16 protein-coding genes are annotated in these 23110 nt (G+C 74.5%); 10 read left to right on the forward strand and 6 right to left on the reverse strand.

Annotated elements, in window-relative coordinates:
• Positions 1 to 48: 48 nt before the first annotated feature.
• The gene (locus J7523_RS02230) at positions 49 to 1356 is read left to right on the forward strand and encodes a hypothetical protein (protein ID WP_291881674.1); all 1308 of its coding nucleotides are present in this window, start codon (positions 49 to 51) and stop codon (positions 1354 to 1356) included.
• Between the two features lie 17 nt (positions 1357 to 1373).
• Here the strand turns inward: J7523_RS02230 and J7523_RS02235 are convergent, their stop codons facing one another.
• Positions 1374 to 2639, reverse strand: coding sequence for a low temperature requirement protein A (locus J7523_RS02235; RefSeq protein WP_291881676.1), 1266 nt, complete (start codon positions 2637 to 2639; stop codon positions 1374 to 1376).
• A 91-nt stretch (positions 2640 to 2730) separates the two neighbouring features.
• Between J7523_RS02235 and J7523_RS02240 the strand changes: the two genes are divergently transcribed.
• From J7523_RS02240 to J7523_RS02270, 7 genes are all read left to right on the forward strand, one after another.
• Positions 2731 to 4032 (forward strand): CoA transferase, encoded by a 1302-nt coding sequence (locus J7523_RS02240; RefSeq protein ID WP_291881678.1) that lies wholly within the window; start codon positions 2731 to 2733, stop codon positions 4030 to 4032.
• Between the two features lie 67 nt (positions 4033 to 4099).
• On the forward strand, positions 4100 to 5347 hold the full coding sequence (locus tag J7523_RS02245) for an MFS transporter (protein ID WP_291881680.1): 1248 nt from the start codon (positions 4100 to 4102) through the stop codon (positions 5345 to 5347).
• A 116-nt stretch (positions 5348 to 5463) separates the two neighbouring features.
• On the forward strand, positions 5464 to 5895 hold the full coding sequence (locus J7523_RS02250; RefSeq protein ID WP_291881682.1) for a hypothetical protein: 432 nt from the start codon (positions 5464 to 5466) through the stop codon (positions 5893 to 5895).
• Complete coding sequence (locus J7523_RS02255; RefSeq protein WP_291881684.1) at positions 5892 to 6155, forward strand: hypothetical protein; 264 nt, start codon at positions 5892 to 5894, stop codon at positions 6153 to 6155. The genes J7523_RS02250 and J7523_RS02255 overlap by 4 nt, the downstream gene beginning before the upstream one ends.
• Positions 6156 to 6210: 55 nt before the next feature.
• Complete coding sequence (locus tag J7523_RS02260; protein WP_291881686.1) at positions 6211 to 6894, forward strand: response regulator transcription factor; 684 nt, start codon at positions 6211 to 6213, stop codon at positions 6892 to 6894.
• Positions 6891 to 8051, forward strand: coding sequence for a HAMP domain-containing sensor histidine kinase (locus J7523_RS02265; protein ID WP_291881688.1), 1161 nt, complete (start codon positions 6891 to 6893; stop codon positions 8049 to 8051). Before J7523_RS02260 ends, J7523_RS02265 begins: the two co-directional genes overlap by 4 nt.
• 205 nt (positions 8052 to 8256) lie before the next feature.
• Positions 8257 to 9597, forward strand: coding sequence for an NYN domain-containing protein (locus J7523_RS02270; RefSeq protein ID WP_291881690.1), 1341 nt, complete (start codon positions 8257 to 8259; stop codon positions 9595 to 9597).
• A 108-nt stretch (positions 9598 to 9705) separates the two neighbouring features.
• Here J7523_RS02270 and J7523_RS02275 read toward each other — a convergent pair whose 3' ends face one another.
• The gene (locus tag J7523_RS02275; RefSeq protein WP_291881693.1) at positions 9706 to 10680 is read right to left on the reverse strand and encodes a LacI family DNA-binding transcriptional regulator; all 975 of its coding nucleotides are present in this window, start codon (positions 10678 to 10680) and stop codon (positions 9706 to 9708) included.
• 196 nt (positions 10681 to 10876) lie between these two features.
• On the opposite strand from J7523_RS02275, the gene J7523_RS02280 reads away from it, so the two are divergent.
• On the forward strand, positions 10877 to 12232 hold the full coding sequence (locus tag J7523_RS02280) for an MFS transporter (protein ID WP_291881695.1): 1356 nt from the start codon (positions 10877 to 10879) through the stop codon (positions 12230 to 12232).
• Entirely contained in the window at positions 12232 to 14697 is a 2466-nt protein-coding gene (locus J7523_RS02285) for a glycoside hydrolase family 3 C-terminal domain-containing protein (protein ID WP_291881698.1), read from the forward strand. Before J7523_RS02280 ends, J7523_RS02285 begins: the two co-directional genes overlap by 1 nt.
• Before the next feature lie 60 nt (positions 14698 to 14757).
• On the opposite strand, the gene J7523_RS02290 is transcribed toward J7523_RS02285, so the two are convergent.
• The 4 genes from J7523_RS02290 to J7523_RS02305 form a co-directional block, all read right to left on the reverse strand.
• Complete coding sequence (locus tag J7523_RS02290; protein WP_291881701.1) at positions 14758 to 16014, reverse strand: hypothetical protein; 1257 nt, start codon at positions 16012 to 16014, stop codon at positions 14758 to 14760.
• Complete coding sequence (locus J7523_RS02295; protein WP_291881704.1) at positions 16014 to 17165, reverse strand: ThiF family adenylyltransferase; 1152 nt, start codon at positions 17163 to 17165, stop codon at positions 16014 to 16016. The genes J7523_RS02290 and J7523_RS02295 overlap by 1 nt, the downstream gene beginning before the upstream one ends.
• 307 nt (positions 17166 to 17472) lie before the next feature.
• Complete coding sequence (locus tag J7523_RS02300; protein WP_291881707.1) at positions 17473 to 20343, reverse strand: cation-transporting P-type ATPase; 2871 nt, start codon at positions 20341 to 20343, stop codon at positions 17473 to 17475.
• 119 nt (positions 20344 to 20462) lie between these two features.
• Positions 20463 to 23054, reverse strand: coding sequence for a LuxR C-terminal-related transcriptional regulator (locus J7523_RS02305; protein WP_291881710.1), 2592 nt, complete (start codon positions 23052 to 23054; stop codon positions 20463 to 20465).
• Positions 23055 to 23110 lie beyond the last annotated feature (56 nt).

The following is a 23110-nucleotide window of genomic DNA, read 5'->3' on the forward strand; positions in this document are numbered from 1 at the left end:
CTGCTTGCGTTCGCAGAGCATGACATCTGTGATGCCAAGCTTGGCCAAGTGATAGGCGATGGAGACGCCGGCGACGCCGCCTCCGAGGCGCTCCAGCGCCCGGCCGAGGCCTACGCCCGCACGGCCCAGCAGGCCGGTGACGAGGCCGGCAACGAGCTGGCCCAGGCGCCGGCGCGCGTCGACGGCGCGCTGGCCGCCGAGCACGAGCGCGGGCTCGCCGAGACCTCCGGGGTCGTCGACCGGGCGACGGACCAGCAGCGCACGTGGGCGGGCGACGCCGCCTCGAAGGCCAGGACCGGGAGCTCGTCGTACGCCGACGAGGCCGCGCGGCTGCGGGGCGAGGCCGAGCGGACACCCGTGCAGGGCCTGTTCGGCGAGCTCGTCGCGAGCATGCGGTCGTGGCTGCGGGAGAACCTGGGCGACGTGCTCGGCGGGATCGTGTCGGGCATCATCCTGGCGCTGCCCGCGATCGCGATCGCCGTCGCGCTCGTGTTCGCCGGCCCTGTCGGGTGGGGCGTCCTGGCCGCGCTGCTCGTGGTCGGCGCCGGCCTGGGCATCGCCGGCCGGTTCTCCGACTACGCGGCGGACCACGGCGGTCAGGGGCCGAGCTTCTGGGAGGGCGTCGCGCTCGTCGGGCTCGGCATCGCCGACATCACCGGCGTCCCGTACATCGTCGAGGCGGCCGTGGGGCAGCGCGCGTTCGCGCCGCAGCCGATGACGACGTTCGAGCGGTGGGAGCGCGGCACGCAGGGCGTCATCAACCTCGCGCTCGTGGTCGCGGGCGGCGCGAAGAAGCTGTTCGGGCGCGGCGTCGGCGGCGAACCCGTGCCCGGCGAACGGGTCCCCGTGCCTGGCGAGGGCGGGCCGGTGCCCGGCGAGGGCGGACCCGTGCCCGGCGAGGGTGGCCCGGTGCCGGGCGAGCGGGGACCGACCACGCCCGAGGGCGGCGAGACCCCCGGCACGCGGCCGCCGATCACCAAGGCCCGCATGACGGAGCTCATCCGGCAGATGGAGTCCGGCGAGCCCGTCGAATTCACGCCCGAGCACGCCGACGCGCTGCGCATGAACGCCGAGCTGGCGACGACCCGGACGTTCGCGCCCGAGCCCGCGACCGGGCGGATCCGATGGGCGTCGATCAAGAGTCAGATGGGGCTCTCACGCTGGCGTTTCCTGCCGCGGGCCCCCGAGGCGGCGCAGATCCTGCGCGCCGGCCTCGAACGGCTTCCCGCAGGACCGGAGCGCGCGGAGCTGCTGCGCATGCTCGACGGCTGGACGGGTGGGAGCGGCGGCGGAGGCGGGACGCCGGTGCCCGTACCGGTACCCGCCCCGCGCGACGAAGACGCGGGCACCGAGTAACCCCGCCGGCGACCGGGTCATGCGGTGGCGGGGGCGCGGCGGGACGAGCGGGGTGGCGCAGTGAGCACGACGACGGCCACGACGCCGCCGGCGAGCAGCCAGACCACGGCCTCCGCGGTGGCGTCGGGCACCAGGAGCACGAGGGCCGACGCCACGAGCACGGGCACGCCGATCCGCACGGCCCGGCCGATCGACGCGCGCCGGACGCCCGCACCGGCACCGACGCCCACGGCGAGGTGCACACCGGCCGACAGCAGCCCGTACAGCGCGTACGCGGACGCGACGAGCAGCCGGTCGTGGTCGCTCACCGGCTCGGTGGGCTCGGCGACGAGCCCGCCGAGCACGGCCGCGACGGTGGCCAGCGTCAGCGTCGCGCACAGGTGGGCGGCCCACGCGAGCCGTGGTCGGACGGCCCCCGGCGACAGCACGGCGACCCCCGCGTACCCGCGGTGCACCGCGACACCCCAGAGGGCGAAGACCAGCACGAACGCACCCGCGCCGGTCACCGCGAGCTGCCGGTCCCATGTCGCCTCGCTCGCACCGTCGATCACCTGGACGAGCCCCTCACCGAGCACGATGAGCACGAACAGCCCGAGCCTCTCGCCGAGGTGCGGGGCGTCGGCGTCCATCGCGAGCACGCGCGTCGGGAGCTCCTCGCGCCGCCCCCGGCCCTCGCCGGCGCGCCCGCCGCGGTCCGGGCCGGCACTGCGGTCCACGCGGCGTCGCCGGTCGGCGCGGGCGACCTTCGCGAGCATCCGGTCGAGCCTCGACTGGCTGTCGGCCAGCAGCTTCTCGCGGGTCGTCGAGAGCAGCAGGAGCAGGTCCATCGCGAGCCCGACGGCCCACAGCACGTAGCGGCCGGTGCCGTCGACCCAGATCGAGACGATCCACGGCACGACCCCGAACGCGGCCTGCACGAGCGGCAGGTCGACGACGACGGTCGCCTGCCGCCACGGTCGGGCAGCGAGCAGCCGTCCGACGACGTACGCGATCGCGAACGCCCGTGCGTGCTCGTCGCGGATCTCGGGGACGGCGGCCGTCATGACGCCCAGCACGGCCATCCCGGCGAGCATCGGGAGCGTGTGCGTCTCGTCGGCCGCGAGGTTGCCGTACGTGGTGAAGCACGCCCAGACGACCCAGAACGCGGTGAACGCGACGACGTACAGCGCGAGCCCGCCGCCGGACTCGTCCTGCGCGAGCAGGTGGGCCAGCATCCCGATGCCCGCGACGACGACGAGGTCGAAGAACAGCTCGAGCCAGGACGCGTGCCGTTCCTCCGCCATGGCAGGCATCGTGCCCGGGTCGACGGGCGCCCGTCGAGGCCGTCGTGCCAGGCTGGACCGCGGGTCCGGACGAGCGGAGCAGGAGGTCGGCGTGGTGCTCGTGGCTGCGTGGGAGGCGCTGGGCGGTGACCCGGGGCTGACGTCGCTGGTGACCGGTCGGGGCGAGACGGGCCTCGACTCGCGGCTGGCGGTCGGTGAGCTGGCGCTCGGCGCGGTCGGCGCGCAGCGGCTGGCGGCTGAGGAGCTGCGCAAGGGCGCGAACCCGCGGCAGCCGATCATCGTGGACGCCCGGCACGTCGGGCTTGCGTTCCGCAGCGAGCGGTTCTGCCTGCTCGACGGCGAGCCGACGGGGGCGGGGTTCGCACCGCTGTCGCGGTTCGTCGAGACGGCCGACGGGTGGGTCCGGCTGCACGCGAACTACCCGCATCACGAGCGCGCGCTGCACCGCGCGCTGGGCCCGGACCCCGTGGCAGCGGCGGCCGAGCGGACCGGCGCGGAGGTGGAGGACGCCGTCGTCGCGGCGGGCGGTGTCGCGGCCGCGGTGCGGACCGAGCACGAGTGGGCGGCGTCGGATGCCGGCTCGGCGGTGCGAGCGCTGCCGGTCCTGCGGCTCGCGCAGGTCGGCGACGGCCCGACTCGGGTGCCGCGGCTCGACGGGCTGCGCGTCCTCGACCTCACGCGCGTGATCGCAGGCCCGGTCGGCACGCGGACGCTCGCGTCGTACGGCGCCGACGTGCTGCGGCTCGACAGTCCGCACCTGCCCGAGGATGCGGCGACGCTGCTCGACACCGGCCCCGGCAAGCGGCACGCGCAGCTCGACCTCGCGTCGGCCGACGGACGGGAACGGTTCGAGGACCTGCTTGACGGCGCCGACGTGCTGGTCCAGGGCTACCGACCGGGCGCGCTGGACCGGTTCGGCCTGTCGCCGGCGGAGCTCGCCGAGCGTCGCCCGGGGCTCGTCGTCGTGAGCCTGTCCGCGTGGGGCGCGGCCGGGCCGTGGGCCGGACGACGCGGGTTCGACTCGATCGTCCAGGCCGCGACGGGCATCGCGGACGCCACGCGCGCGGACGACGGCACCCCGGGGGTGCTGCCCGCGCAGGCGCTCGACCACGCCGCCGGGCACCTCGTGGCGGCCGCCGTCATGCGCGCGGTCACCGAGACGGGCCGGGCCGGCGGCACGTGGCACGCCGACCTGTCCCTCGCGCAGCTCGCGACGTGGCTGCTCGCGGCGCCCCGGTCGGCCGACGCGGGGCCGCCCGACGCGCCGGACCCCGCGCCGTACCTCGTCGACCTGCCGTCGCCGTCGGGCACCGTCACGCTCGTCCGGCCGCCCGGCTCCCCCGTCTGGCGGCACGGACCGGTGCCCAGCGGGTACGACGAGTCGGCATGGTGACGCGTTGACCTGCACGGCCGACAACGGGCGTGACCCCGACCGGACCCGCGCGTAGCCTCTCCCCCTTGTGAGCCGGATCGTCGACGTCGTGGTGCCGCCCCGGCTCGGCCGTGGGTTCCGGTGGCTGCTCGCGTCGTCGTGGACGACGAACCTCGGCGACGGCATCGTCATCGCGGCCGGGCCGCTGCTCGTGGCCTCGCGCACGCAGGACGCGTTCCTCGTCGCGCTCGCCGCCCTGCTGCAGTGGCTGCCGCCGCTGCTGTTCGGCCTGTGGGCGGGTGCGCTGACCGACCGGCTCGACCGCCGGCGGCTCGTCATCACGGTCGACCTCGTGCGCGCCGTCGTGCTCGCGCTCCTGTCGGTCGCCGTGCTCACCGACGTCGCGTCGATCGCGCTCGTCCTCGTCGCGATGTTCCTGCTCGGCACGGCCGAGACGTTCGCCGACAACGCGTCGAGCACGCTCGTGCCGATGCTCGCGCACCGCGACGACCTCGCGCTCGCGAACTCCCGCATCCAAGCCGGGTTCGTCACCGTCAACCAGCTCGTCGGGCCGCCGATCGGCGCCGTCCTGTTCGCGGCGGGTCAGGCGACGCCGTTCGCGGCCGAGGCGGTGCTCGTCGTCCTCGGCGCCGTCATGGTGTCCCGGGTCCACCTTCCGCCGCACCGGACCGAGCCCGCGCACCGGACGCACATCGTCGCCGACATCGCCGAGGGCATCCGCTGGGTCGTGCACCACGCGGCCGTCCGCACGCTCGTCCTGACGATCCTCATCTTCAACGTCACCTGGGGCGCCGCCTGGTCGGTGCTCGTGCTGTACGCGCACCGGCAGCTCGGGCTCGGAGCCGTCGGGTTCGGGCTCATCACCACCGTGGGCGCGCTGGGCGGGCTCCTGGGCACCCTCTCGTACGGCTGGATCACGCGGCGGGTCAGCCTCGCGAACCTCATGCGGATCGGCCTGATCGTCGAGACCCTCACGCACCTGGGCCTGGCCCTCACGACGACCCCGGCGGTCGCGTTCGTCATCTTCTTCGTGTTCGGGATGCACGCGTTCGTGTGGGGCACCACGTCGGTGACCGTGCGGCAGCGGGCCGTGCCGACCGCGCTGCAGGGGCGCGTCGGGTCCGTGAACCTCGTCGGGGTGTTCGGCGGCCTGGTCATCGGGTCGGCCATCGGCGGGGCGCTCGCGCAGCAGCGTGGGGTCACGGCACCGTTCTGGTTCGCGTTCGTCGGGTCGGCCGTCTTCGTCGTGCTCATCTGGCACCAGCTCCGGCACATCGCCCACACCGACGCGCAGGACGCCCCCGAACCGGTCTGACGCGCCACGGCCGAGTGCCTTGCACAACCCGAACACTCAGCTGACATGGTGCTCACCCGGGACGGCCACGGTGGGGCCATCGACACCCGCCGGGTGCCCGAACCCCAGGAGCCACCGTGTCCCGAGCCCTCCTCCGCGCCGTCGCCGGCCTCGCCTGCGCGACCGCCCTCGTCGCCGTCGCCTCGCCCGCGCTCGCCGCAGCACCCACACCGTCACCCACCACCCACGTCCAGGTCGACGGCGACACCGTGACCCTCACGACGGACCTCGCGACCGCCCAGCGCCTCTGCGCCCGGGCGGCCACCGCGCAGGACCGTGTCGCCGGGCTGCTCGCCAGGATCAGCGGCGACGCAACGACGCAAGGCTCGGTCGCGTGGCTGCGAGCGCGCGCCGCCGATGCCCGCCACGCCGGGCACGACGCGCAGGCCGACCGGCTCGAGCGGCGCGCGGACCGGCGCGCCGAGCGGTTGACGACGCTGCAGGACGCGGACGACCGGCTCGCGCACGCGGCAGCGATCTGCGCACAGCTCCCGCAGGCCTCGTCGTGAACGCCGGACCGTCGTTCGCGGGCACCTGCCGGGCGCTCGCCCTGGGCACCGTCCTGGTCGCGCTCGTCGCCGGCTGCGACCGTTCGGAGGACGCCGACCGGGTGACTGCCCCGCCGGCGAGCACCCCTCCGGCGGCCGCGACCGTGGAGTCGGCCGCACCCGTGCCCCAAGATGGGCTCGCCGCGTTGGGCGACGCGGTCGACGCGGCCGAGAGCGCCGCGGCGCAGACCGAGCAGGACCTCGCCGCGGACCCCGGATGACCGGCCGACCAGCCCCGGCGGGGTCCGGGCGGCGCCCGAGGCGTGCGGAGGTGGCATGACGACGGCACGCGGGCTGGTGGTGGTCGCCGAGGACGACCCGGCGGTCACGAGCCTGCTGCGGCTGTACCTCACGCGGGACGGCTTCGGGGTCGACACGTACGGTGACGGCGCGGCCGCCCTGCAGGCGGTGCTGACCCGTCGCCCGGTCGCGCTCGTGCTCGACGTCGGCCTACCCGGCCTCGACGGCATCGAGGTGTGCCGGCGGCTGCGCGCGTCGGGCGACCGCACGCCGGTGCTGTTCGTCACGGCCCGGGACGACGAGGTGGACCGGGTGCTCGGCCTCGAGCTCGGCGCAGACGACTACGTCACGAAGCCGTTCAGCCCCCGCGAGCTCGTCGCACGCGTGCACGCGGTGCTGCGCCGGACGGCACCGGCGGACGACGACCGGCTGGTCCTCGGCGGCGTCGAGGTCGACGTCGCAGGGCGCCGCGTGTGGGCCGACGGCGCCGAGGTCCACCTGACCGCCCTGGAGTTCGACCTGCTCGCCTACCTGATGCGTCGTCCCGGCCGGGTGCTGCAGCGCGAGGAGCTGCTCGCGTCGGTGTGGGGGTACGGCAGCGCTGCGGGGACGCGCACGGTCGACGTGCACGTCGCGCAGGTGCGGGCGAAGCTCGGCCCGGGCGCTCCGATCCGCACGGTGCGCGGCGTCGGGTACGCGGCGGACGTGTCGGCCCGATGAGCGCATCCGTGGCCCGTCAGGTCCCGCCGCAGGGCCTCACCCTCACCGCGCGCATCACGCTCCTGTCCGCCGGCGTGGCCCTCGTGGCCGCGCTCCTCGGCGGTACCGCCGCGGCGAGGTTCGTCGCAGCCGAGGTCCGCGGGACGGCCACGGTGTCGACGGGGGTCGCCGAGAACCGGGCCGACCGGGTCGCGGACCGGCGCGCACAGGTGGTGCCCCCTCGGAGGGTGGTCCGGGCGGTCCTCGTCTCCGTCGGCGTCGGCCTCGTCGTCGGCGTGCTCGCAGGTGGGGCGACGGCCCGGGTGCTGACCAGGCCGCTGCGCCGCACCGCCGACGCCGCACGGGCCCTCTCCGCGGGCGACCGGCACGTGCGCGTCCCGCACGACGGACCGCCGGAAGTGGTGGAGGTCGCGGCCGCCCTCAACGGGCTGGCCGTCGCGCTGGAGGCGAGCGAGGGTCGGCAGCGACGGTTCCTGCTCGCGGTCTCGCACGAGCTGCGCACGCCGCTGACGGCCGTGCGGGGCTTCGCGGAGTCGGTCGCGGACGGCGTCGTCGAGGGCCAGGCCGCCCGCGACGCGGGCCACGTGATCCTCGCCGAGTCGATGCGCCTCGACCGGCTCGTCCAGGACCTCCTCGACCTGGCCCGGCTCGGCGCCGACGACTTCCGGCTCCACCCGGCGGTCGTCGACCTCGGCACGATGCTCGACGAGACCACGGAGGTGTGGTCGGCCCGGGCGGCGGCGCGTGGCATCGACTGGCGCGTGGAGCGGGTCGGTGCCGTGTCCGTCCGCACCGACCCGGCCCGGCTCCGGCAGGTCGTCGACGGGCTGCTGGAGAACGCGCTGCGCCTCACGCCCCCCGGGCGACCCGTCGTGCTCGCGCTGCGCAGCCCTGGCGAACGGACCGGCCCGCCGGGCACGGTCGCCGTCCTGGAGGTGCGGGACGGCGGGCCCGGCCTCAGCGCCGCCGACCGCACGGTCGCGTTCGAGCCGGGGGCGCTCGGCGCCCGGTACCGCGACGAGCGGCCTGTGGGGGTCGGGATCGGGCTGTCGCTCGTGCGCGGGCTCGTCGACCTGCTCGGCGGGACGGTCACCGTCGGTGACGCCCCCGAGGGAGGCGCTCGGTTCACGGTCGCCGTCGCACCCCTGCCCGACTGAGGGCCGGACGGTCGTGCACGCGGGTGACCGACGCAGGCAACGGCCCTCGCGGACGTTCGCGGTCCATGACGAGCACGCGCCGAGACGTGGTCGACGTGCTGCCGGTCCCCGCACCGTGACCAGCTGACGCGCGACAGACGCGCAACGCCGGCACAGATCCGGTCGAGCCCGGCGCCGGGGACGCGGACCCGCCAGGATGGGGACCGTGACCCCCACCGACGCCCCGCCGAGCGGCTCCGACCGCCGGTACCGCTGCGCCCTGTTCGTCGACTTCGACAACGTCTACATCGGGCTGCGCCGCCTCGACCCGGACGCGGCCGAGGCGTTCGCCACCGACCCGGGCCACTGGCTGTCCGAGCTCGAGCAGGGCACCGACGCGGACGGCGACTTCTCGCGCCGGTTCCTGGTCCGGGCCTGCTACCTCAACCCGTCGGTGTTCTCGCGGTACCGCCCGAACTTCACGCGCGCCGGGTTCCAGGTGGTCGACTGCCCGTCGCTCACCCAGCAGGGCAAGAGCAGCGCCGACATCAACCTCGTGCTGGACGCGGTCGACGCCCTCGCGGCGGCCACCCGGTACGAGGAGTTCGTCATCGTGTCGGCCGACGCGGACTTCACGCCGCTCGCGCTGCGCTGCCGGGCCGCCGACCGGCGGGTCACGATCATCACCGCAGGCCCGGCCGCGAGCGCGTACCGGGCGGTCGCGGACTCGGTGATCACGGCGGACGACCTGGCCGAGCTGGTGACGTCGTCGGCGCTGGCCAACAGCCTGTCGCCCGGGCTCGGGGAGCAGCCCGCCCAGGCCCCTGGCCGCGCCGACGCGCGTCCCTCGGAGGGTCTCGCCCCGGATGCCGTCGTCCCCTCCCCGACGCCCGCGGCCGACGACGCCGAGCCGAGCACCGTCCAGGCGCGGCCCGTCACGACCCCCGCGCACCGCGCGATCCTGCAGCGCGTCCGCTCGGCCGACCGGCCCCTGCCCCTGGGCGTCGTCGCGCAGGTCGCCCAGAAGGCCGACCCGACCCTGGCGACGACCGGGTGGGGCCCAGGCGGCTTCTTCGCGTGGCTGACCAGGACCGTGCCCGAGGTCGGCGCGTCGTCCCGCCCGCCGGGCTTCGTCTGGGACCCGGCCCGGTTCGGCGAGGCCGACCTCCCCGGCGCCGTCGCGGACACCGACCCGACCGAGCTGCAGCAGCAGGTCGTCAAGGTCACCGACACCCCCGGCCTGAGCCAGGCGAACTACCGGGTGCTGCTCGAGTCGCTGGCCGCCGACCTGAAGGTCCACCCGTTCGAGCGGGCCGCGACGTCGAAGCGTGTGCGCAACGTGTGCCAGGAGGCGGGCGCCGCCGTCGGACGGTCGACCGTCGACTACGTCATCGCGTGCGTGCTGTACGGCGGGCTCGAGCTGACGTCGGCGGTCTCGCCGACCGATCTGGCGGCGGCGTGGGCGGACTACGTGGTGAGCCTGTGCCGAGGCGCCCGGATGGAGCTCAGCCCGGGCGACGTCGCGGCCATCCGCTCGTGGGTGGGCGGCGGCCTGCTCGACCGCTGACGTCCAGCGGCAGGCCGGACGTCGAGAGGACCGGCGCTGGTCGCGCCGGGGTGCACGACGTCAGCGCGAGCCGGCGCGTGTCGAGGTGCGAGGCGAGCGGCGTGAACGTCACGCCGACGCGCGCCGGACGAGGTGGATGACGTCGGACCCGGGCCGCGGGGGCAGCGGCTTCCCGGAGAGCTGCCGCGTGACGAGCGCGGCGATGTACTGCGCGATCGCGCCTTGGTCGGAGTCGACGGTGGTCAGGGGCGGTGACGCGAACGGCGCGGCGGGGATGTCGTCGACGCCGATGACGGCGAGGTCGCCCGGCACGGTGACGCCCGCGGCGCGGGCTCCGGCGAGGACGGCGAGCGCGACGTCGTCGTTGTACGCGCACACGCCGGTCACCCCGGCGTCGGCCCAGGAACGCACGGCCTCGACGGCCGCCTCGACCGTCATGGCGACCGTCTGCACCACCGGGACGTCGAGCCTGAGGTCGGCGCACGCGGTGCGCACGCCGTCGAGGCGCGGCTCGGCGAACCCGGTGACGCGCGGGTCGTCGGGGTACGCGTACCCGAGCCGGCGGTGGCCGGTCGCGGCGAGGTGCTCCGTCTGGACGCGCCCGATGCGCTGCTGCGGGACGAGCAGTTCCCCCTTGTGGGCGCCGGTCGGGCTGAGCAGGGCGACCGTGACGGCGATCCCGGCCGCGCGCATGGCGGCGACCTCGCGGTCGTCGAGCTCGTCCCACAGCACGACGGCGGCGGGGCCGAGCGAGCGCCACACCTCGGAGACGGGCCGGCCCGCGGCGCGGGGGTGGGCGTACAGCGTGAGGCCTTCGGCGGCGAGGCTCGTGGAGAGCGTCTCGAGGAGCTGGCCCATGGCCGGGCCGATGGGCCAGTCCGGCAGCAGGCACAGCACGACGTCGGACCGGCCGCTCTGCAGGGCCCGCGCGGTCGCGGACGGGGCGTAGCCGAGGCGTTCGACGGCGTGCAGCACGCGCTGCCGGGTGGCGTCCGGGATCTTCTGGTGGGGGGTCTCGTTGAGCACGTAGCTGACCGTGGTGCGGGAGACCCCGGCCTCGCGGGCGACGTCGGCGCTGGTCACGCGGCGGGGGTGGCCGTCGACGGACATCTCTCAGCAACCTCCTGGATCGGACATCTTGCGCACCGCGCTCATCGTGTGCCACCTTACTGACACGCGCAAGTGACGCGCGTCAGTGACACGCATAAGCGAGCGGCTCGACGACATCGGCCCTCCTCCCCCACAGAAGTTCCTCCCTCGCAGAAGCAGGAGAACGACGATGGCCCAGGACGCGGTCGACCAGATCAACCCGCTCACCGACGAGATCCCGAGCAGCACCGAGCTACCGGCGTCGATCGTCACGTCGGGCATCCCGGGCCACGAGCGCCCGGTCCCCCCGTACGCGATCGAGCCACCCACCACACCGGTCAGCAAGCGCTTCGTGGTGACGTTCGCGTTCGCCCAGCTGGCACTGTTCATCGCGCTGCTCGGCCCGGTGACGATCAGCATGGCCATCAAGGTCACGCAGGTCGTCGGCGACGCCCAGGCCACCACGGCGCAGGGCCTCATCCTCGGCGTCGGCGCCTTCGCCGCACTGATCGCCAACCCGGTCTTCGGCCGCCTGTCCGACCGGACGATGTCCCGCTGGGGCCGTCGCCGCCCGTGGATGGTCGGCGGCGCGCTCGGCCTCGCGGCGTTCCTGCTCGTCATCGCGCTCGGTACCAACGTCCCGACGCTGCTGGTCGGCTGGTTCCTCGCGCAGCTCGCCGCCAACGCGTGCTTCGCCGCCTACCTCGCGACGATCGCCGACCAGGTGCCGCCGTCGCAGACCGCGAAGATCAGTGCGCTCGGCGGCGTCATGCAGAACGTCGGCGTCCTCGCCGCCATCTGGATCGCCGGCATGTTCACCGCGCAGATGGTCCCGCTGTTCATGATCCCCGCCGCGATCGGCGTGGTCGGCATGGTCGCCTACGCGCTCGTCCTGCCCGACAAGCAGCTGCCCCAGCGCCCGCCGTCGATGACGGTCAAGGCCTGGCTCGAGACGTTCTGGATCAGCCCCCGCCGCCACCCCGACTTCGCCTGGGCGTGGATCTCCCGGTTCCTGCTCGTGCTCGGCAGCTTCATGTTCTCGACGTTCCGGTTCTTCTGGATGAAGGACCACCTGGGCCTGACCGACGCCGAGGCCGCTGGCGTCGTGTTCAAGGGCGTCCTCATCTACACGGTCGTGCTCGTCGTCGTCGGCCAGCTGGCCGGGATCGTGTCCGACAAGCTCGCCCTCCGCAAGGTGTTCGTGTTCGCGTCGACGGCGCTGTTCGCCGTCGGGCTCGGGCTGCTGACCCAGGTGAACGGCGTCGGCGGGTTCTACCTGGTCGAGGCGATCCTCGGCGCCGCGTTCGGCATCTACATGGGCGTCGACCTGGCCCTCGTCATCGGCGTGCTGCCCAACCCGGACGACGCCGCGAAGGACCTCGGCGTGTTCAACATCGCCAACGCCGGCCCCCAGTCGCTCGCGCCCTTCCTGGGTGCTCTGCTGATCGGTGGGGCTGCCAAGAACTACGACCTGCTCTACCTCACGGCGGCGGCGCTGACGCTCGTCGGAGCCCTCGCGATCATCCCCGTCAAGAAGGTGAAGTGATGACCCAGTCGCCCATCGACCCCGCCGTCCTCGTCTCCAAGCTCGACCTCGAGACGAAGGTCCGTCTGCTCACCGGTGCCGCCGCGTTCACGCTGCAGCCCGAGGAGTCCATCGGGCTCGGCGAGATCAACCTGTCCGACGGCCCGACCGGCGTCCGCGGCCTCAAGTTCAGCGGCGGCCGCCAGGTGGCCCTGTTCCCCAACGCGACGCTGCTCGCGTCCGCGTGGGACGAGGAGACGACCGCCGAGGTGGGCCGGATGCTCGCCGAGGAGGCGCTCGCGCAGGACATCCACGTGGTGCTCGGCCCGACGATCAACCTGCACCGCTCGGCGCTCGGCGGCCGCCTGTTCGAGGCGTACTCCGAGGACCCGTTGCTCACCGGCAAGCTCGCCGCGTCCTACGTCCGCGGCCTGCAGCAGCTCGCGATCGGCGCGTGCCTCAAGCACCTGGTCGCGAACGAGTCGGAGACGGCCCGCAACACCATGAACTCGGTGGTCGACGCCAAGACGCTGCGCGAGCTGTACCTGCTGCCGTTCGAGATCGCGACGTCCGAGTCGGACCCGTGGTCGATGATGGCCGCCTACAACGACGTCAACGGCGTCGCCGCGACCGAGCACGACCACGTGATCAACGAGGTCGTCAAGGGCGAGTGGGGCTACACGGGCCTCATCATGTCCGACTGGTTCGCGACCAAGACGGCCGCCCCGGCCGCCGCCGGCGGTCTGGACCTCGTGATGCCCGGGCCTGACGGCCCGTGGGGGCAGACGCTCGTCGACGCGGTCCGCGCCGGTGAGCTCGACGAGTCCGTGGTCGACGAGCACGTGCGCCGCCTGCTGGTCCTCGCGGACCGGGTCGGGATGCTCGGCCAGCTCCGTGAGCTGCCCACGGACCTGCCCGCCCCCGACAGCGAGATCCGCCGCGAGCAGCTCACGCGCCTCGCCGCGCGGGGCATCACGGTCCTGACGAACGCCGACGCCACGCTGCCCCTGACGCGCGGCACGAACGTCGCGCTGATCGGCCGGCACGCGCTCGAGACGATCGACATGGGCGGCGGCTCGGCGCAGGTCAACCCGCCGTACCAGGTGAGCGTCGCGGAGGGCCTCACCGCGCTGCTCGGCGACGCCGTGCGCGTGGTCGACGGCGTCGAGGTGCGCAACCGGCCCGTCGCCGCCCGCCCGGGCTTCGTCATCGACCCGTCCACCGGCAACCCCGGCGTGCACGTCACGCTGCTCGCGGCCGACGGCACGGTGCTCGACGAGCGGCACGACGCGCCGTCGACGCTCATGGTCGGGTTCGACGACGACTTCACCGAGCCGGTCGCAACCGTGCGCCTGCGGGCGCGCGTCGCGGCGGACGGTCCCGTCGAGGTCGGCGTCATCGGCGTGGGCGCCTGGGACCTGCGCGTCGGGGCGACGTCCCGTCAGTTCGAGCTGCGCTCGTCCGGCGGGTTCGCCGAGGAGATGCTCGCGCCGCCCGTCGAGCTCGGCACGGTCGACGTGTCGGGCGACGACATCATCGACGGCGAGGTCGTGCTCCGCCCGCCGGCCGCGACCGAGGTCGTCGACGGTGGCCAGGACGTCGACGCCACGGCCAACCCGCTCGCGGGTGTCGGGCTGTTCGGGCTCGTCGCCCGTCCGGCGCCGCGCCCGGTCGAGGACGTCCTCGCGGAGGCGGCCGCCGCGGCCGCGGACGCCGACGTCGCGGTGGTCGTCGTCGGGCTCACCGAGGAGCAGGAGACCGAGTCCGTCGACAAGTCGACGCTCGCCCTGCCGGGCGCGCAGGACGCGCTGGTCAGCGCCGTCGCGGCGGCCGCGCGCCGGACGGTCGTCGTGGTCAACGCCGCGACGCCGGTCCTCATGCCGTGGCTCGACGAGGTCGACGCGGTGCTCTGGGCCGGCCTGCCCGGCCAGGAGGGCGGCCACGCGGTCGCCGCCGCGCTGCTCGGCGACATCGAGCCGTCCGGCCGCCTCGTCACGACGTTCCCCGTCGCCGACGGCGCTGCCCCCGCCTGGAACGTGACGCCGGTCGACGGCGACATCGAGTACACCGAGGGCACGTTCATCGGGTACCGCGGCCACTGGGCCGGCACCGCCCCGACGCCCGCGTTCTGGCTCGGCCACGGCCTCGGCTACTCGACGTGGTCGTACTCCGACGCCACGGTCTCGGACGGTGGCCCGTCCCCCGCGGTCTCGGTCACGGTGACCAACACGGGCGAGCGGGAGTCGCGCGAGGTCGTGCAGGTGTACCTCGAGCCGTCGTCGTCCGACGAGCCCGTGCGGCTGGTCGGCTGGGCGTCCGTGACGCTCGGCGCGGGCAACTCGGCCCGCGTGCGGGTGCAGACGGACGCGCGGCTGTGGCGGGCGTGGGACGCCGCGTCCGGCTCGTGGTCGCGGATCGCGGACGGCGGACGACTGCTCGTCGCGCGCGGCCTCGGCGACGTGCGGGCGAGCCTGCCGCTCGGCTGACGTCCGACGTACGAGCCCCCGACCCCGGTGCTGCCCCCTGGCACCGGGGTCGGGGCGTCCTCAGGCCCCGAGCTCGACGGGCGTCGCGGCGACCCGGGCGGCTCGGCGCCGGTCGACGAGGTCCCGGCCCGCGACGACGGCCGTGAGCAGCCGCGGCGACAGCAGCAGGACCCCGAGCACGAGCGCCTCGTAGAACGTCCACGTCGTCGGTCCGGCCTGGACCAGCGAGCCCCACATCCACGTGAGCAGGTGCCACGTGGACGGCAGGAACAGCACGACGAAGAACCACGTCGCGAGCAGCAGCCCGCCCACGTGCACGAACCGGTACCACCGGGCGACCGCGAGGTCCCGGGCGGGCGTCGCCGCCAGCGTGGCGCGCTCGTCGGGCGTCAGCCGTCGGAACGTCCGCCGCAGCAGCAGCCGCGTGGTGCGCTGCAGGTGCGTGCACCCGAGCAGCGCCGTCATGACCGCATACACGTCGCTGCGCAGGAACACGAAGAACTGCGACAGGATCGCGGCCACCTCGACGAGCGCGATCGCGGCCCACAGGGCGTCCGGCCCGATCTCGGCCACGCGCAGCCCGAGGACGACGGCGAGCACCGCCGCGTCGAACGCCATGCCCGCGACGAGCGGGCCCACCCGGCGCCGCGGCGGCAGCGCCCACAGGCCCGTGAGGTTCGTCTCGAACGTGAGGAAGTACAGCCGGCGGGTGATCCGCAGCCGCGCCGGGACGCCGAGCGCGGCGGCACCCATCACGTGCATGAGCTCGTGCACGCCCGCGAGCACGTACGTGATGACCGTCAGCGCCGCGAGGCTCTCGGCGGGCGTGCGCAGGAAGAACACGTCGAGCGCGTGCGGCCGCACGTCCGGGACGGCGACGAGCATGACGACGGTCGCGAGCACGCACAGCCCGGCGAATGCGGCGCCCGTGCGCGAGAACAGCCAGCGGGCGCGGGCACGCGGCGCGACGACGATGCCGCGACGGACCTCGGGTGCGGCGGCGACGGCGGTCGATGCGTCGTCCACCGCGGCGACGAACCCGAGCCGGACGAGGCTCCGTGCGAAGCCGAGCACGTCGACGGGGTCCGTCGCGTCGGCCGGGGTCACGGCCCGCTCGACCTCCGCGACAGTCAGGCCCGCCTCCAGCAGGTCGAGGGCCTCGGCGCCGACGGCGGGGATCGCGACGAACCGGCCGGTGTCCGCGCGGCCGACGACGACGCGGTCGCCCTGCGGGGTGCGCGTGAGCGGGTGCAGGCCCAGGCGCGACGTCGGTCCGATCGGCGGCTCGACGAGTGCGACGGTCTCGACGGCGGTCATCACGCCGCGGGGGACGCAGCCACCGCCGCGACGGCCGCCCGCCGCACGGGCGACGTCGCGCACACCGGGCAGTCGGGGTCGACGGGCCACGCGTCGCTCGACGTGTGCCCGTCCCCGGCGAAGTCGACCAGCTGGTACCGCCCCAGCGACACGGGTTCGGACAGCCCGGTGAGGAACCGCATGGCCTCGAGCGCGACGAGCCCGCCGAGCACGCTGGTCACCGGCCCGATCGCCCGGTTGACCCGGTCCTGCGCGAGCACGCGCGGCCGGTCGACCACCTCGCGGTCGATCCCCCCGGCGAGGCGCGCACGGTGCCGTTCGAGGCACTCGCGGCACGCGCTGCGGCCGGGGTCGACGGACCAGTAGAGGCCCTGCGTGTAGGCGAGCCCGCCGCGGATGAACGGGATGCCGGCGGCGACGCAGGCCTCGTTGACCCAGCGGTCGACCTCGTCGGGCTCGTCGATCGCGGACACCACGAGGTCCGGCCGGGCGGTGAGCGCCGAGCCGTGCAGCAGTGCAGTGACGTCGTCGGGCGACTCGACGCGGCGACGGAACGCCTCGACGCGCAGCGTGGGGTCGAAGGCCTTGAGCCACTCCGCGACCCGCTCGGCCTTGGGCTGCCCGACCTCGGCCTCGGTGTACGTGAACTGCCGCGCGAAGTTGCGCAGCTCGACGCGGTCCTGGTCGACGACGGTGACCGCGCCGACGCCGAGCCCGGCGAGGTTCATGAGCACGGACGACCCGAGCCCGCCGGCGCCGAGCACCAGCACGTGCGACCCGCGCAGCGCGGCCTGCGGCTGCTCGCGGGGAGTGTCGAGCGTCGTGAACGCGTCGAACCACGCGAGGTTGCTGAAGTACCGCTCGCGGTCGTGCGCGTCGAACACCTCAGGGGCGGACGCGTCCTCCAACCAGCCGAAGCGGTCGAGCTGGGCGAGCACGGTGGCGACGTCCATGTCGGTCGTGCCGGGCCACCGCTCGCGCAAGGCGGCACCGAGGGCGGCGACGTCGCGCGTGCCGTCGCGCAGCAGCGTGAGCAGCGCGAGCACCTGGCCGTCGGCGTCGGCGATCCGGGTGCGGACCTTCGGGTCGAGGCTCACGAGCAGCTCGCCGTCGCCGGCGAGGCAGTTGAGCGACTTGAGTCGGGGGAGCATCGGCGGTCCTGGTTCGAGAAGGGGGTCGAGAAGAGAGGGGTGCAGACGAGCGGAGCCGGCCCGGTCGTCATGACCGGGCCGGCTCACGGGCGGGCTCAGGCGCCGCCGGCGTCGGGGTCGAGGTGGATCCGCGTGGCGGTGATCTCCTCGACGTCCATGATCTCGATCGTCATCTTTCGTGCACCTCCCCCTAGGTCTTGCTCCTCTGCGTCGCTCTCGCGGCGACAACACGGACCAAGAACGGGAGGGGGTCCGGCAGATACGGCGGGTCGGTGGTCTTCACCCGCCTGGAGTACGTCGGCGCAGGTCAGGCCGTCGTCTGCTCCGTGACGACCGGCGTCGGTGCGGTCGTGGCGGCCCGCTCGACGGGCGCGGGAGCCGCCACCGGCACCTCGTTGCGCGCCCGCACCGGGCTGACGGCCTCCTGCGTGGTGAGCGTCGGCGGCGCCGGCAGCCGGCGCCGCATGAACCACTTGTCGACCTCCGCGACGATCGGCAGCGCCAGCGCGAGCAGCAGCGCCACGGCCCACTGGCCGCCGTTCAGCTCCTGGGTGGTGAGCCACTGCTGCAGGAAGTCGAGCTCGGTCGCGAGCCACATGAGCAGCGCCGGGATCGCGAGCACCTTGACGGCGGACAGCAGCGGCGGCACCAGGCCGGACTCGGGCTCGCGGCGCAGCACCAGGCCGGAGAACGTGCTGCCGAGGCCCATCACCACGAACGCCATGGTCATCGACGCGGACGGCTCGGTGGACGACAGCTCGTCGGGCCCGAACAGCAGCGGGATCAGCGTCGCGACCATGAGCACGAGCCCGTACAGGAGCCAGCGGCTGATCGCGTGCCGGTTGCTGATGCCCTGCTTCGGGTCGCGCGGCGGCCGGTTCATGATCTCGGGCCCGACGGGGTCGAGCATGATCGCGATGACGGGCGCCACGCAGACGAAGAAGTTGAGGAACAGCACCATCATCGGCGTGAGCGCGACGCCGTCGTTGAGGTCGGTGATGCTCGCGACGAGGAACAGCGTGACCAGGCCGATGAGCTGGCTCATCTGGAACCGGATGTACGCGGTGATCTTCTGGTAGATGCTGCGCCCGAGCTCGACGGCGTGCACGAGCGTCGAGAAGTTGTCGTCGGTGAGCACGAGGCGGGCGGCCTGCTTGGTGACCTCGCTGCCCGACCCCATCGCGACGCCGATGTCGGCCTGCTTGATGGCGGCGGCGTCGTTCACGGCGTCGCCCGTCATGGCGACGACGAGGCCCTGCCTCTGCATGAGCTGCACGAGCCGCAGCTTGTCCTCGGGCGTGACGCGTCCGAACACGTGCAGGTTGGGCAGCCGCTCGAGGAGCTCGTCGTCGGTGAGCCGCGCGAGCTCGGCGCCGCTGATCGCACCGCCGGGCAGACCCAGGTCGGCGCCGATGGCGCCGGCGGTGACGGCGTGGTCGCCGGTGATCATGCGGACGTCGATGCCCGCGCGGTGCGCGATCTCGACCGACACCTTCGCGGAGGGCCGCAGCGGGTCGACGATGCCGACCATCCCGACGAACACGAGGTCCTCGACGTACGACATGGGGTCCGCGACGAGCGGCGCCTCGTCCTTCGGGGTGAGGATCCGCACCGCGAACGCGAGGGTCCGCAGGCCGCTCTTGGCGAGCCGCTCCTGCTCGGCGTCGATGTCGGCACGCACCTGCTCGATGCCCACGAACTGCCCGGGCGCCGCGAGCGCGCGGGTGCAGCGCTGGAGGACGACGTCGGGTCCGCCCTTGACGACCTCGACGAGCGAGTGCTCGCCGCGCCACGGCATCCAGTGCGCGGTCGCCATGAACTTGTACGCCGAGTCGAACGGCACGGCGGACACGCGCGGCCAGGTGCGACGGCTCTCGGCGGCGTCGACGCCGAGCTTCGCGGCCAGCACGACGAGCGCGGCCTCGGTGGGGTCGCCGATCACCTCGCCGGCGTCGGACACCGTCGCGTCGCTCGCGAGGCACAGCCCGTACGCGAGCGGCGTGAGGTCGGGCACCTCGGTGCCGACGGGGCCGAGGATGCGGCCGGTCTTGTCGTACCCCGCACCCTCGACCGTGTAGTGCCGCCCGCCCAGCCACAGGGCGGTCACGGTCATCTGGTTGAGCGTGAGCGTCCCGGTCTTGTCCGAGTTGATGGCGCTCGTCGCCCCGAGCGTCTCGACGTCCGACAGGTTCGCGACGATGGCCTTCGCGGCGGCGAGCTGCTTGGCGCCGAACGCGAGCATGGCCTGCACGAACGTCGGCAGACCGGTCGGGATCGCGGAGATCGCGACGGCAGTCGCGAGGAACAGCAGGTCGCCGATCGAGTCGCCACGGACCAGCCCGATGACGACGATGAGGGCCACCGCCGACCACGCGATCGCGCCGAGCACCTTCGTGAGGCTGTCGAGCTCCTTCTGCAGCGGCGACTTCGTCTTCTCGACCGACGACAGCAGCGTCGCGATGTGTCCGATCTGCGTCGACATCCCCGTCGACGTGACGAGCAGCGTTCCGGTGCCGCGCGTGACGGCGGTGTTCTGGAACGCCATGTTGTCGCGGTCGCCCAGCGGCACCTCGTCGTCCGCGAGCGGCTCGGTGGCCTTGCCGATCGGCGCGCTCTCCCCCGTGAGCGCCGCCTCCTGCGTCTCCATCGTGGCCGTCCGGACCAGCCGCCCGTCGGCCGGCACGATGTCGCCCGCCTCGAGCTCGACCACGTCGCCCGGCACGAGCTGGCTCGCCGGGATCTGCACGAGCACCCCGTCGCGGACCACCTTGCTCGTGGGCTCCTGCATGGTCGCGAGCGCGTCGACGCTCTTGCGCGCCTGCAGCTCCTGACGGGTGCCGATGACGACGTTGACGAGCACGAGGAACGCGACGATCGCGGCCGTCGACCCCTGCCCGATCGCGACGCTCACCACGGCGACCGCGACGAGCATGAGGTTCATCGGGTCGCGCAGCTGCTCGAGCAGCACCGCCCACACCGACGGCGGCGCCTGCGCCGTGAGGGTGTTGGGCCCGTACTGCCGCTGCCGCTTGCCGACCTCGGCGCCGTCGAGGCCCTGCTCGGGGTTGGTCCCGAGCGCGCGGGCGACCTCCACGGACGACAGGGCCCACCACCGGGTGTCGTTCCCGGGAGCGCCCGGAGGGGCAGCGACGGCTTGCGACGACGACGACTGAGCCACGGGAACCCCCGAACGTCGGCCCGGGATGCCCGGGATCTGGCGCCTTGTCCTCTCTGCACCGTAGCAACGGCCCTGAAGGGCGCCTCACCCGGGGCGGGTGACCCGCACGTCCGCAACGGTCAGGGCAGAAGGCCCAGGTCACGGCCGCGCCGGACGGCACCGCGGCGCGTCGTGACGTCGAGCTTGCGGAACACCGACTTGAGGTGCGCCTTGACGGTGTTGACCGACACGAACAGCTCGTCGGCGATCTCGGCGTTGCTCTGCATGGTCGCGAGCGCCGTGAGGATCACGAGCTCGCGGTCCGTGAGCGCCATGACCAGGGGGGTCGGCTCCGTGACGGGCGCGCCGCGGCCGAGGTGCGCCTCGATGGCGGAGGCGAGGTCGTCGGTGCGGCGCGCGACGACCCGGTCGACCGCGCTGCGCAGCGGAGCCGGGCCGCGCACCACGAACGGCTGCACCAGGCGGGACTCGGCGGCCTCGGCGAGCGCCTGGCGCGTCCACGCGTCGGCGCCGGTCGTGTCACCGGCGGCCTCGGCCGTGCCCGCCAGCACGAGCATCACCTCGACCCGCGTGAGCGGCAGGACGTCGACGCCCGCCTCGAGCACCTCGCGCGCGGCCTCGATCGCGGCCGCGGCGTCGTGCCGGGCGAGCGCGGTCCGCGCCTGGCACGCGAGCAGCACCTCGCGGGTCGCCCGCGACGGCGGGGACACCAGGTCGGGGCGCTGGTCGTGCGTGAGCGCGTGCACGGCCAGGTCGGCAGCCGCCTGCGCGAGCAGGTCGCCGGCGACGGGCGGGAGCGGGACGTCCAGCGCGCCCTGGCAGGCCTGCTCGAACGCCGCGCGTGCGGCTCGGACCCGGCCGGACGCCATCGCGACCCGGGACTGCAGCGCGTGCAGGGCGAGGAGCAGCACGGGCTCGTCGCCCCCGACGTCGGCCGCGAACCCGTACGCGAGCGTGCGGTCGGCCGTGTGCCAGTCACCCCGCACGAGTGCGGCGATCGCCGACGCCGCGTACGCGGGACGCAGGTGCTCGTAGCCCTGCCAGCCGGCGTTCTCGGCGAGCACGAGGGTCGCGTCGGCACGTTCGACGGCCTCGTCGTAGCGGCCGTCGATCGCGTCGCACAGCGCCAGGTAGGCGTGACCGTTGAGCGTCGTGAGGCTCGCGACCGACGAGTCGACGCCGCGCAGCATCCGGCTCAGCTCGGCGCGCGCGAGGTCGAGGTCGCCCTCCCAGCACAGCCCGGTGGCCCGCAGGTCGTGCGCCCACGTGCCGTAGTGCTCGAACGCGGGGAACGGCCACGACGTCCCGTCGAGCACCCGGTTGGCGGCCGTCGCGGCGGACACCGTGCCCGGCAGGTCACCGCGGCCGAGCGCGACGTGCGCCGCGAGGATCTCGACGAGCACGTCGGCGGCGGCCCGGTGCTCGGCGGGCAGCTGGTCGAGCAGCGCACGCGCGCGGCGCAGGTGCATCTGCCCCGCGGGGATCCGGCCCCGCACGCAGGCGTCGGTCGCGGCGCACAGCTCCAGCAGGGCCGACTGCGGGGCGTCGACGAACGGCACCCGCCGGGCCGCCGCCAGCAGCGCCTCCCGCTGCGGGCCGGCCACGAGCGCGGCACCCGCCTCGACGAAGATCTCGCCGAACAGGTCCCACTGGCCGGCGGTCGCGGCGTGGTCGAGCGCGTGCAGCGGGTCGCCGTGGACCACGAGCCACCGGGCGGCCCGCTCGTGCGCGTCCTGGAACCCGGCCGGGTCCTCGAACCGCAGCGTGCCCATGAGCATGTCCCGCAGCAGCGGGTGGTACCTGTACTGCGCCGGGCCGCCGCCGAGCGGGGTGACGAAGTCGTTCGACGCCACGAGCTCGGCCAGGTATCGGTGCGCGGACGCACCCGGCACGATCGCCTCGGCCAGCTCCGGCGTGAGGGTCGTCGCGACGCTCGTGCGGACCAGGAAGTCGCGGACCTCGGGCTTCTGGGCGGACAGGACCTCCTCCAGCAGGTACTCGCCGACCGCCCGGTCCGGGTCCGGCAGACCTGTCGGCGTGCCCGTCCGGGGGTCCGCGGGCTGGCGCAGACCGAGCCGGACACCCACCGGCCAGCCCTCCGTGCGGTCGAGCAGCACGCGGCTGCCGGCCGCGGACAGCGGCACCTGCTCGGCGGCGGCCAGCGCCTGCACCTCATGCGTGTCGAAGGCGAGGTGCGCGGCGCGGACGTGGTCGACGCGCCCGTCGAGCGACATGCGCTGCAGCGTGAGCGGCGGGTCCGCGCGGGTCACGACGACGACGTGCAGCGGCACCGCGTATCGGACCAGGTCGCCGACGGCCGCGAGCGCCTGCGGATCGTGCAGCACCTGGAAGTCGTCGAGCACGAGCACGAGGTGTTCCGGGAGCTGCTCGAGCGCGTGCAGCAGACGCGTCGCGAACGGTGCGGTGACGGTCGGCGGCACGCGCAGCCGCATGAGCTCGTGGGCCGCCGGCACGGCGCCGCTGGCCCGCACGGCCTCCACGACCCGCAGCCACACGGCGCTGGGCGTGTCGTCGCGCGGCTCGAGCACGACCCACGCGGTGCGGACGTCGCGGGTCCGGCACCAGGACGCGACGGCCGTCGTCTTGCCCCAGCCCGCACCGGCCGCCACGACCGTCAGCCGGTGCGTGAGGACGGCGTCCAGCCTGCCCTCGACCCGCGGTCTGACGATCGCCCCCGTGGTGGCCGGCACGGTTGCCGTCCGGGCACGCGCGCCGACGCCGCTCGCCCATCCCACTCTGCTGGAGA

Source organism: Cellulomonas sp. (genome assembly GCF_017744555.1).
Taxonomy (GTDB): Bacteria; Actinomycetota; Actinomycetes; order Actinomycetales; family Cellulomonadaceae; genus Cellulomonas.